Raw genomic sequence first — 11,535 nt, forward strand, 5'->3', positions numbered from 1 at the left:
CCTGTCCCTGCGCTGCGCACGCGGATACGCGCCCGCGGCGGCGCCCGGTCTCTCGAAGCAGATTAGTCTATTTTTCAGTTTGCATGCATGCGTATTGCACGCAAGATGCGATCTAATCGAATGCATGCGATATCAGCCGCCGCGTGCAAGTCCCGTTTCCATCGCCACGCCGTTCCACAGGTGCATGGCCGCATAGGCGCGCCACGGACGCCAGCGTTCGGTGCGCGCACGCTGCAGGACGGGCCTTGCAAGCGACGGATCGCGGCGCGCGATCGCCTGCATGAGAACGAGATCGGCGTCCGGCCACGCGTCGGGATCGCGTAGCGCACGCATCGCGACATAGCCGACGGTCCACGGCCCGATGCCCGGCATCGAGAGCATGTCGCGCTTCAGGCATTCGAGATCGGCGCCGTGCTCATCGAGCGGCAGCGCGCCCGTTGCCACCGCGTGTGCGAAGCGTTGCACGGTCTCGATGCGCTTCGTCGGCATGCCGATCTTCTGCAGGTCCGCAACGGCGAGCTCGGCGGGCGTGGGAAAACGCCACGCGGTGCCTTCGTGCGGGTGGCCGTCGATCCTTCTTCCCGCGCGCTGCACGATGCGGCTCATGATCGTCGAGGCGCCTTTCACGCTCACCTGTTGTCCGACGATCGTCCGCACCACGAGTTCGAAGCCGGACCACGCGCCCGGCACGCGCAGGCCGGGTGCGGACGCGACGAGCGGCGCGAGCATGGGGTCAGCCCCGAGGCATCGGGCGATTTCGCGGGGATCGGCATGCAGATCGAACATGCGCGCGAGCGGCGCGGCGAGCGCGCCGGCGTGGCGTGCCGCTGCGCCATCGACATGCACGACGAGCCGATGCCTGCTTTCATGCGGCCTGACGTCGACAGTGCCGTCGTCGCCTTGCCATTCGATCGCGCGTCGATACACGCCGCCCTCGACCGACTCGACGCCCGCGGACGCGCGCCCGCCGATGAATGTCAGCATGCGCATCCAGTCGAAAGGCCTCTTGAAGGGCAGTTCGAGGGTGGCGGTCGATGTGTCGATGGTCGAATGCATTTTGGATGCCGTTTGCGCGATGGTCGATTGCATGCCGATCTTACTCCGGCGTTCTGCATGGTCGCCGCGCTGCGATGCTCATTCGCCGCTAACTCTGCGCGACGACAATGCCTCACATCGACAGCAAACGACCCAGCAACGTCAGCCAGCCAAAGGAGCCGAACATGAACGCCATCTCGATCAGCATCGTCGCCATCGTCATCACCGCCGCGCTTGCGGCCATTGCGCCGGTCACGCATTACACGCAGCATGAGATTGCCGTGCTGGGCGCGCATGCGGCGAGCTCACGCGCCGAGGTTCATCTCGGCGCGGGCAGCGGTCTGACGGCTTGATCGATGCGCGCCGTATCAGGGGCGCCGCGCCAGTTCCATCGTGCTCGTGTTGAGCATGGGCCTGAATTCGGGGTGTTGGGAAAGAAGCTGGGGCCCACTCGTTACGAGTTGAGGACGGCGGTCCCATTGATCGGAACGCACGACGCAACGCGCGAGAACATCGCCGTAGATGGGAGCCAGCCCCTCGCGATCGTGCAGCGCGGTCAGTCGGGCGATGCCGACTTTCTCGTCACGCGTGAGTCCACGCGTGAGGCAGTCGACCGTCTGGCGGTCCATTGCGGCCTGCGCAGTCTCGAAGTCCGACGAGTGATAGAAAGTGAAGTCCGTGATGACGAGCACCGCGCCCAGCGCAATGCATGCTGCTCGAATCCTGGTCAACGTTTTCCCCGTTTGCAGGCTCTGGCGGCCGTGAGCCGGTATCGTACCCCTACCTTTTGAGGAATCGCGCAACCGTTCTATTCGCTAGCGCTCATCCGCTGCCGACTTGTCCGCCGCACGCTTTTTCTGCGTCGCGGGTTTCACCGTTGTCATGGTGCGCTCGGCGAGCACCGCATCGCGCTTGGACAGCAGATGCTTGCGCAGAATCTCGCCCATGCGCCTGCCGTCGCGGGTCTCGAGCGCCTCGATCATCTCTTCATGATCGCGAATGGCGCTGTCCCATTTCGGCGTCTGGAAATTCGAGCGAAAACGCAGTGCCATCAAACGCCGGTTGATCGACACATAGGTCTGGCGCAAGGCCGTGTTGCGCGCGGCCTCGTTGATCTTGTCGTGAATCGCCTGATTGCGGCTGTAATAGCCGGAGAGATCGTTTTGTGCGCGGCACGCGAGCATCGCGTAGTGCAGCGCCTTGATCTCCGCGATTTCGAGCGGCGTAATGCGCTCGCATGCGAGTTCGCCTGAAAAGGCCTCCAGCCCGCTCATCAACTCGAACATCTCTCGTATTTCGAACTCGCTCATCTGCGATACCGATGCGCCCCGGTTCGGCGAGATCTCGATCAGGCCTTCGGCGGCCAGCACCTTCAATGCCTCGCGAAGCGGCGTGCGCGAAATGCCGAGCGTCTCGCACAGCTTGCGCTCGTTGAGCTTCACGCCCGGTGCCAGCAGGCCTTCGACGATGAAGCCGCGCAAATGATCGACGACGGTGTCGTGCAGGCGCAGACGCTCCACCTTGGGCAGCGGCGACGAAACATGCACTTCTGGAAGATCGGGATTTTGCATTCAATACCTCTAATCGCGTTTGCGGCAATTTTAACCCAGTGCTAGCGGGAAAAACCGCCAGCGGGTTATCCCTAGGCCGTCTGGCCTATGTATTCCTTTACGCGTCTCGATCGCTGCGTTATTGTATTTTGCATGCAAAATTACATCCAAGAGGACTCGGACCCATGTTGAAGCTCGATTTCCATCCTGCTGGCCGTCACTTCCTGCAGATTCCGGGGCCGAGCCCCGTACCCGATCGCATCCTGCGGGCGATGAGCTATCCGACGATCGATCATCGCGGCCCGGAGTTCGGCGCGCTGGGGCTCAAGGTGCTCGAAGGCATCAGGAAGATCTTCAAAACGAGTCAACCGGTGGTCATCTATCCGGCATCGGGGACGGGCGCATGGGAGGCCGCCTTATGCAACACGTTGAGTTCCGGCGATACGGTGTTGATGTACGAGACGGGCCACTTCGCGACGCTGTGGAAGAAGATGGCCGAGAACCTCGGGCTCAAGCCTGAGTTTCTGGGCTTGCCCGGCATCGAAGGCTGGCGTCGCGGCGTGCAGGCCGACATGATCGAAAAGCGCTTGCGCGAAGACACGCAATGCGTGATCAAGGCCGTGTGCGTCGTGCATAACGAAACGTCGACGGGCGTGACGTCCGATATCGCCGCCGTGCGGCGCGCCATCGACGCCGCAAAGCATCCCGCGCTGCTGATGGTGGACACGATTTCGGGCCTTGCATCGGCGGAGTATCGCCACGACGAATGGGGCGTAGACGTGACGGTCTCCGGCTCGCAGAAGGGTTTGATGCTGCCGCCGGGCATCAGCTTCAACGCGGTATCGGAGAAGGCGCGTGAGGCGTCGAAACGCGCCACGCTGCCGCGCGCGTTCTGGGACTGGACCGAGATCATCGAGATGAACAAGCAGGGGTACTGGCCTTACACGCCGAACACGAACCTCCTCTATGGGCTCTCGGAAGCGCTCGACATGATCCTCGGTGAAGGGCTCGAGAACGTGTTCGCTCGTCATCAACGGCTCGCGGCGGCGTGCCGCGCGGCGGTCACCGCATGGGGCCTCGAGATTCAGTGCGCCGATACCGCCGTGTATTCGCCGGTGCTCACAGGCGTGATGACGCCCGAAGGCGTCGATGCCGATGCAGTGCGCAAGCTCATCTACGAACATTTCGACATGTCGCTTGGCACGGGGCTCGGCAAGGTGAAGGGCCGCATGTTCCGCATCGGGCATCTCGGCGATTGCAACGATCTCACGCTGATGGCCGCGCTCTCCGGCTGCGAAATGGGCTTGAGGCTCGCGGGCATCGAATTGAAGGGCAGCGGTGTCACGGCGGCGATGGACTATCTGACGAGCCACGTCGCGAAGCCCGCATTGAAGGCGGCCGCATGAGCGCCGCGTTTGACGCCAACGCGCTCGCAAGGCTCTTCGTCGAGGCCCGCGCGCACCGCGCGAAGCTCGACGTATTGCCGGAAGGCGCACGTCCGCACGCCGCCGAAGAAGCGTACGCCGCGCAGGAAGCGACGCTGCGCGCGCTGGGCGCGGAGATCGGCGGATGGAAGGTCGGCGCGAAATCGCACGATGGCCCGATACAGGGCGCGCCGCTTCCCGCCGATGGCATTCATTATTCCGGCGCGCGGCTGTCGATGCACGCGTTCGGCAAGGCCGGACTCGAACTCGAAGTCGCTTTCAAGCTTGGCCGGCGGTTCGAACCGGGCAGCGGTCCCTATAGCGATGACGACGTGATCGCCGCCATCGAATCCGTGCATGCGGCAATTGAAGTGGTGGCGAGCCGTTTCGCCGCATGGCCCGATGTGGAGAAGCCCTGGCAACTCGCCGACTTGCAGAATCATGGCGCGTTGATCGTGGGGGATGCCGTGCCATACGACGCGGCGTTTCCCTTCGTATCGCCCGCGATGACCTTCACGTTCGAGGGCGCGCCGCTCTTCCACGGCGCTCCGGCGAACCCCGCGGGCGACCCGCGTCGCCTGCTCGCATGGACGGTGAACCACAGTGTCTCGCGCGGGCTTGCCGTCGAGCGCGGGACCGTGCTCACGGCGGGTTCGTACACCGGCATGGCTTTTCCCGATGCGCCAGGCACGGCCGTGGGCCGCATCGAGGGCTTGCCTGCCGTCGAATTGCATTTCGCATAACGCATTCATAAGGCCAGGAACCGCACAGCGCTCTGGCACTCACCGACAGCGACGATGCTCAATTCCCCCACAGACCGGCTCGTCAAGCCGATCCATCTGATGCCCGCTTCCGCGCGCGCGCGGCTCGCATCGACGCCGACGCCATTGCAGGCGCGACTGCAACGCGAACTGAAAGGCGATGTGCTGTTCGATCACGCATCGCGCGGGCGCTACGCCACCGATGCGTCGATCTATCAGATCATGCCGCTCGGTGTCGTCGTGCCGAAGGATCAGCACGATCTGCGCCTCGCTTTGCAGATCGCGCGCGACAGCCACGCGAGCGTGCTTGCGCGCGGCGCGGGCACGAGTCAATGCGGGCAGACGATCGGCGAGGCGCTCGTCATCGACACGACGAAGTGGCTGAACAACATCATCCACTTCGACAAGGACGCGCGCACCGTCACGGTCGAACCGGGCGTCGTGCTCGATCATCTGAACGCGTGGCTCAAGCCGCATGGCCTGTGGTTTCCGGTGGATGTGTCGACGAGCGCGCAATGCACGATCGGCGGCATGGCGGGCAACAACTCGTGCGGCTCGCGCTCGATGGAATACGGAATCATGGTTCATAACGTCGAGGCGATCGACGCGATCCTCGCCGATGGCCACGAAGCGCGTTTCGGCAAGGTCTCGACCATGATGAACGATGCACGCACGCGCGATCTCATCGATAGCGTGCGTGGCATCGCGATGCGCGAGCAGCAGGAAATGCGCGAGCACATTCCAAAGGTGCTGCGGCGCGTGGGAGGCTACAACCTCGATCTCTTCGATTGTCAGAGCCCGCTCGCTTTCAGCGACGACGGGGAGCCGAATCTTGCGAACCTGCTCGTCGGCTCGGAAGGCACGCTTGCGTTCAGCCGTCAGCTGACGTTGAAGCTCGCGCCGTTGCCCGCGCACAAGACGCTCGGCGTGGTGAACTTCCCGAGCTTCTACGATGCGATGGACATGACGCAGCACATCGTCAAGCTCGGACCGGTGGCGGTGGAACTCGTCGATCGCACGATGATCAATCTCGCGATGTCGAATCCCGCGTTCCGCCCCGTGATCGAAAAGGCGTTGGTCGGCCAGCCGAAGGCTGTCCTGCTCGTCGAATTCGCGGGCGCGGATCGCGATGAACAAGTCGCGCAGCTCGCGCAGCTCGTCGAGTTGATGAGCGATATCGGCTTGCCCGGCTCGGTCGTGCAGATGCCCGACGCCGGTCCGCAAAAGGCGCTATGGGAAGTGCGCAAGGCGGGCCTCAACATCATGATGAGCATGAAGGGCGACGGCAAGCCGGTGTCCTTCATCGAGGATTGCGCAGTGCCGCTCGAGCATCTGGCCGAGTACACGAGTCGGTTGACCGAAGTCTTCAGGCAGCACGGAACCGAAGGGACGTGGTACGCGCATGCGAGTGTCGGCACGTTGCATGTGCGGCCGATTCTCGATATGCGTCGGGACGGAGCCATCAAGATGCGCGCAATCGCGCAAGAAGCCGCGGCGATGGTGCGCGAATACAAGGGCGCATTCTCTGGCGAGCACGGCGACGGTTTGTGCCGCGGCGAATGGGTCGCATGGCAATATGGCCCGCGTATCAACGAGGCTTTTCGCGACATCAAGCAGCTCTTCGATCCGGAGAACCGGCTGAGCCCGGATCGTATCGTCGCTCCGCCGAAGATGGACGATGCGCGCAACTTCCGCTTTCCGCCTTCCTATGCCGAGCGCGCGTTGACGCCGCAGCTCGACTGGTCGGCGTGGAATGTGACGCGCGATCCGTCGACGGGCGACGAAGGCGTGCCGGGATCGGGCGGCGACCTGTCGGGCGGACTCGCGAAAGCGGTCGAGATGTGCAACAACAACGGCCATTGCCGCAAGTTCGATGCAGGCACGATGTGCCCGAGCTATCGCATCACGAAGGACGAGCAGCATGTCACGCGCGGCCGTGCGAACACCTTGCGGCTCGCGTTGTCGGGACAGCTGGGCGATGACGGCCTCGCGAGTCAGGATGTGAAGGACGTGCTGGACCTGTGCGTGTCATGCAAGGGGTGCAAGCGCGATTGCCCGACAGGTGTCGACATGGCGCGCATCAAGATCGAGGCGCGCGCCGCATGGACGCAGCGTCATGGCGTGCGCCTGCGCGAGCGGCTGATCGCATTCCTGCCGCGCTACGCGCCCTATGCGAGCCGCATGCCGGCGCTGTCGAACGCATTCGAAGCGAATATGCCCGGTGTTGCACGCTGGCTCAAGTCGAAGCTCGGCCTCGCGCCGCAGCGAGCGTTCCCCCGTTTCGCGAAACCCTATCTCGCCGATGCGGCCGGCAAGCCAGTTGCATCTGCAACTAATGAAGTTCTGCTCTTCGTCGATACGTTCAACAACTTCATGGAGCCCGACAACGCGCGTGCCGCGAAGCGTGTGCTCGAAGCGGCGGGATACACGGTTCATCTGAACGTCAAGACGGGCGAGCGGCCGCTGTGTTGCGGGCGCACGTTCCTCTCGTCCGGTCTCGTCGATGAAGCGAAGGCCGAAGCGCGCCGCGCGCTCGATGCGCTCATGCCTTATGTCGAGCGCGGTGTGGCGATCGTCGGCCTGGAGCCGTCGTGCCTGCTCTCGTTGCGCGACGAATTTCTCGGGTACGGCTATGGCGATGCAGCTCGCAAGCTCGCACAAGCGTCGTTCCTGTTCGAGGAGTTTCTCGTGCGTGAAGAGGCGGCAGGGCGCTTGCGACTGAAGCTGAAGGCGCTGGATCGATCAAGCGCGTTGCTGCATGGACATTGCCATCAAAAGGCATTCGATGCGGTGCGTCCCATCGAGAAAGTTCTCGGCTGGATTCCAGGGCTCGATGTGAAGACGATCGAATCGTCATGCTGCGGCATGGCGGGCAGCTTCGGTTATGAGGCGGAACATTACGCCGCCTCCCAAGCGATGGCGGAGCTGTCGCTGCTGCCGGCCGTGCGTGCGGCCCGCGATGCGCTCATCGTCGCGGACGGCACGAGTTGCCGTCATCAGATCGCGGATGGCGCGCAAAGAGAGGCGCTGCATGTTGCGCGCGTGCTCGCGATGGCGCTCGATGCAAAGGATTGAAGACAGCTAGACGAGAGTTTCATTCACCGAAGCAAAACAGCGGACACGAACGAGCCGCGACCAGGAGACGAGCAATGACATCACCGCGCAAACCACGCATACGCAAGCTGCGCAGAAGAACGCTATAAGCAGGCTCATACCGAGCCCGCAGTCCTCATCCGACGTACCCACGCGAAGTTCCGCATGCAGTGCAGGGCGCCTCTCGAGAACCGAAGGCGTCGCGCGCACGCACGCGGCCAACAAGGAGACGATGATGTTCCGTCGAGCCACGACACGCGTTCTGCTGCTGCTATGCGCGATGTATTTCATCACCTATATCGACCGGGTCAATGTCAGTACCGCGGCGGCCCAGTTCGGCGCCGAGCTTGGCCTGTCGCACACGCAAGTCGGCTTCGTGTTTTCCGCCTTCGCGTATCCGTATCTCGTGTTCCAGATCATCGGCGGATGGGTGGGCGACCGCTTTGGGCCGCGCCGCACGCTCACGCTATGCGCCATCATCTGGGCAGGCGCCACGGTGCTCACCGGTCTGTCCGGCGGCTTCGTCTCGCTGATCGTGGCGCGCGTGCTGCTCGGCCTCGGCGAAGGTGCGACCTTTCCGACTGCGACGCGCGCGATGTCGAACTGGATGCCCGCCGATCAGCGCGGTTTTGCACAAGGTATTACGCATGCAGCATCACGCATCGGCAATGCGGTGGCGCCGCCGCTCATCGTCTGGCTGATGGTCGCGACGAGCTGGCGCGGCGCGTTCATCATCACCGGGATCATCAGTTTCCTGTGGGCGCTGGCGTGGGTCTTCTACTTTCGCGACAATCCGCGCGATCATCCGCGCATCACGGATTCCGAATGCGCGACGCTCGCGAGCTACTCTGGCGTGAAGCAACGCGTGCCGGTTCCGTGGCGCACGCTGCTCGGCCGCATGGCTCCCGTCACGGCGGTGTATTTCTGCTATGGATGGGTGCTGTGGCTGTTTCTTGGCTGGATTCCGCAGTACTTCCTGCATAGCTACCACATGCAGCTCGGCAAGTCGGCGCTGTTCGCGTCGGGGGTGTTCTTCGCAGGCGTGCTCGGCGACTGGCTCGGCGGTTCCCTCACCGACCGCATCCTGAGAAAGAGCGGCAACGTGCGGCTCGCGCGCAACGTGATGGTGGGCGTGTGCATGCTGCTGACGCTACTGTCGCTCGCGCCGATCATGCTGATCTCCGACATTTCGATCACGCTCGCGGCGGTGTGTCTCTCGGCCGGCTTCTTCTTCAACGAAATGACGATCGGTCCGATGTGGTCCGTGCCGATGGACATCGCGCCCAAGCACTCGGGTACCGCGTCCGGCATCATGAATTCCGGCTCGGCGCTGGCGGCCATCATCAGCCCGGTCGTGGGCGGCTGGCTGATCGACCGCACGGGCAACTGGAACCTTCCGTTCACGGTGTCGATGATCCTGATGGCCGCCGGCATCATCCTCTCGTTCATGATGCGCCCGGACCGCGCGCTCGAAGTCGAGGAAACGAAAGACGCGGCAGACGCGCGCAAGTTCGTCTAATCGACGGGCGCGGCGGTTCAATGCATTTTGCATGCATTGAACCGCATCGGATAACGCATTCAGCATGCAGCATTCAATTCAAGGAGGCGATGTGGCGGAACCATCCATCCTGGTCGAGCGCGAAGGCGACATCTCGACGGTCGTGATCGATCGGCCCGAGAAGCTCAACGCGATGACGAAGCCGTTGTGGCACGCGCTCGGTGAGACCATCGAAACGCTTTCAGGCGATGACACGTTGCGCTGCATCGTGCTGCGCGGCGCCGGCGAAAAGGCGTTTTCGCCGGGGAACGACATTGGCGAGTTCCGCACGGATCGCTCGAATGTCGAGCAGGCGCGCGAGTACGGCGCCATCATGCATCGCACTTTGAATGCATTGCGCCAGTGCCGGCATCCGATCGTCGCGATGATTCATGGCATCTGTGTCGGCGGCGGCCTCGAAATCGCGGCGATGTGCGATCTGCGCATTTGCGGCGAGTCGAGCCGCTTCGGGGTGCCGATCAAGAATCTAGGCCTCGTGATGGCGCATGCGGAGATGGAAGGGCTCGTACGTCTGGCGGGGCCGGCCATTGCGCTCGAGATGCTGCTCGAAGGACGCATTTTCGATGCGAGGGAAGCGCTTGCGAAGGGGCTCGTCACGCGCGTCGTCGCGGATGGCGACGTCACCGCGCACGCATATGAAACCGCGCGACGCATCGCGGACGGCGCGCCGCTCGTCGCGCGCTGGCACAAGCAGTTCGTGCGCCGCGTGATGGACCCCGCGCCGCTCACCGGTGAAGAGCGCGACGAAGGCTTCGCGTGCTTCGGCACGGAAGATTTCCGCACCGGCTATCAGGCCTTCCTCGACAAGATCAAACCGCAATTCAAGGGACGTTGACATGACAGACACGAAACCGGCAGCCGCGCCCGGCGAGGGGCCGCTTGCGGGCTTGCGCGTGATCGAGCTCGCACACATCATGTCGGGGCCGATCTGCGGGATGATGCTCGCGGACATGGGTGCCGATGTCATCAAGGTCGAAAAAATTCCAAACGGCGATGATTGCCGGCGTTTCGCGCCGATGCTCCCGAGCGGCGAATCCGCGTCGTTCCTGATCGTGAACCGCAACAAGCGCGGCGTCGCCCTTAATCTGAAGACGGACGGCGGCAAGGACGTGCTCAGGAAAATGCTCGCGAGCGCGGATGTCGTGACGGAGAACTACCGGCGCGGCACGATGGAAAAACTGGGCATGGGTTACGAAACGCTCAGGGCGATGAATCCGGGCCTCATCTATTGCGCGATTTCCGGTTACGGCCGCAGCGGACCGATGGCCGATAAAGGCGGCTTCGATCTCATAGCGCAGGGCATGAGCGGCCTGATGAGCATGACCGGCGAGCCGGGACAGGCGCCGATCAAGGCGGGCTCGCCCGTCACCGATATCAACGCGGGCATTCTGGCGGCGCTCGGCATCAGCGCGGCCTATGCGAGAAAGCAGACGACGGGCCTTGGCCAGATGGTCGATACGTCGCTCTTCGAAGCCGGCCTGCAACAGATGTACTGGGCCTTCGCCAACTATTTCGCGGACGGCACGGTACTGCCGAAGGCGGGCTCCGCCAATCCGACGAGCGCGCCGTATCAGGCGTTTCGCACGCGCGACGGCTGGATCAACATCGGCGCGGCCAATCAGAGGAACTACGAGCGGCTGGTCGGCGTGTTGAACATTCCCGGTCTCGCCGAGGACGAGCGTTTCCAGACCAATGCGGGCCGCCTGAGGCATCGCGAGTTGCTCGTCGAGATCCTGAGCACGCGCCTCGCCGAGCGGACCACTGACGAATGGCTCGTCACTTTCGACGAAATCGGCTTGCCGAGCGGCGCGGTGCTGGGCGTACCGGAGGCGTCGTCGCACGAGCAGGCAATCGCGCGCGGGATGATCGTCGAGACGGAGCATCCGCTCGCGGGGCCGATGCGGGGCATCGGTTTGCCGATTCACTTCTCCGAAGGGTCGACGAAGGCTTCCCGTCCCGCGCCGCTTCTCGGGCAGCACACCACCGAGGTGCTCAACGAATACGGTTTCGACGATGCACGCATTCAGGCGCTCAAGGATGAAGGCGCGATCCTGGAAACGGAAGTTCCGGCATGATCTCGATATCAATCGTGCCGGTTTTTTGCATTCGACATG

At 63.4% G+C, this 11,535-nt stretch carries 10 protein-coding genes; 7 read left to right on the plus strand and 3 right to left on the minus strand.

All coding sequences use genetic code 11. The annotated features are described in order from the left end of the window. Positions 1 to 132: 132 nt before the first annotated feature. The gene (locus NCT32_RS26055) at positions 133 to 1,056 is read right to left on the minus strand and encodes a DNA-3-methyladenine glycosylase (RefSeq protein WP_061116533.1); all 924 of its coding nucleotides are present in this window, start codon (positions 1,054 to 1,056) and stop codon (positions 133 to 135) included. 164 nt (positions 1,057 to 1,220) lie between these two features. On the opposite strand from NCT32_RS26055, the gene NCT32_RS26060 reads away from it, so the two are divergent. Further along, positions 1,221 to 1,388 (plus strand): hypothetical protein, encoded by a 168-nt coding sequence (locus NCT32_RS26060; protein WP_250477831.1) that lies wholly within the window; start codon positions 1,221 to 1,223, stop codon positions 1,386 to 1,388. A gap of 15 nt (positions 1,389 to 1,403) precedes the next feature. On the opposite strand, the gene NCT32_RS26065 is transcribed toward NCT32_RS26060, so the two are convergent. Next, a complete protein-coding gene (locus tag NCT32_RS26065) occupies positions 1,404 to 1,766 on the minus strand; it encodes a hypothetical protein (RefSeq protein WP_061116393.1) in 363 nt (120 codons plus the stop codon). Positions 1,767 to 1,850: 84 nt separating this feature from the next. Next, entirely contained in the window at positions 1,851 to 2,606 is a 756-nt protein-coding gene (locus NCT32_RS26070) for a GntR family transcriptional regulator (protein ID WP_061116394.1), read from the minus strand. A 164-nt stretch (positions 2,607 to 2,770) separates the two neighbouring features. Between NCT32_RS26070 and NCT32_RS26075 the strand changes: the two genes are divergently transcribed. The 6 genes from NCT32_RS26075 (at position 2,771) to NCT32_RS26100 (ending at position 11,496) form a co-directional block, all read left to right on the plus strand. Then, a complete protein-coding gene (locus NCT32_RS26075; protein ID WP_061116395.1) occupies positions 2,771 to 3,991 on the plus strand; it encodes an alanine--glyoxylate aminotransferase family protein in 1,221 nt (406 codons plus the stop codon). Next, the gene (locus NCT32_RS26080) at positions 3,988 to 4,752 is read left to right on the plus strand and encodes a 2-keto-4-pentenoate hydratase (RefSeq protein ID WP_250477832.1); all 765 of its coding nucleotides are present in this window, start codon (positions 3,988 to 3,990) and stop codon (positions 4,750 to 4,752) included. Before NCT32_RS26075 ends, NCT32_RS26080 begins: the two co-directional genes overlap by 4 nt. 54 nt (positions 4,753 to 4,806) lie before the next feature. Next, positions 4,807 to 7,845, plus strand: coding sequence for an FAD-binding and (Fe-S)-binding domain-containing protein (locus NCT32_RS26085; protein ID WP_250490625.1), 3,039 nt, complete (start codon positions 4,807 to 4,809; stop codon positions 7,843 to 7,845). Between the two features lie 250 nt (positions 7,846 to 8,095). Further along, complete coding sequence (locus NCT32_RS26090) at positions 8,096 to 9,382, plus strand: MFS transporter (RefSeq protein ID WP_061116398.1); 1,287 nt, start codon at positions 8,096 to 8,098, stop codon at positions 9,380 to 9,382. A 64-nt stretch (positions 9,383 to 9,446) separates the two neighbouring features. After that, on the plus strand, positions 9,447 to 10,256 hold the full coding sequence (locus NCT32_RS26095; protein WP_086960719.1) for an enoyl-CoA hydratase-related protein: 810 nt from the start codon (positions 9,447 to 9,449) through the stop codon (positions 10,254 to 10,256). 1 nt (position 10,257) lies between these two features. Continuing rightward, entirely contained in the window at positions 10,258 to 11,496 is a 1,239-nt protein-coding gene (locus tag NCT32_RS26100) for a CaiB/BaiF CoA-transferase family protein (protein ID WP_061116399.1), read from the plus strand. Positions 11,497 to 11,535: the final 39 nt, after the last annotated feature.

Origin of the sequence: Caballeronia sp. INML2 (genome assembly GCF_023631365.1) — a bacterium.
Taxonomy (GTDB): domain Bacteria; phylum Pseudomonadota; class Gammaproteobacteria; order Burkholderiales; family Burkholderiaceae; genus Caballeronia; species Caballeronia turbans.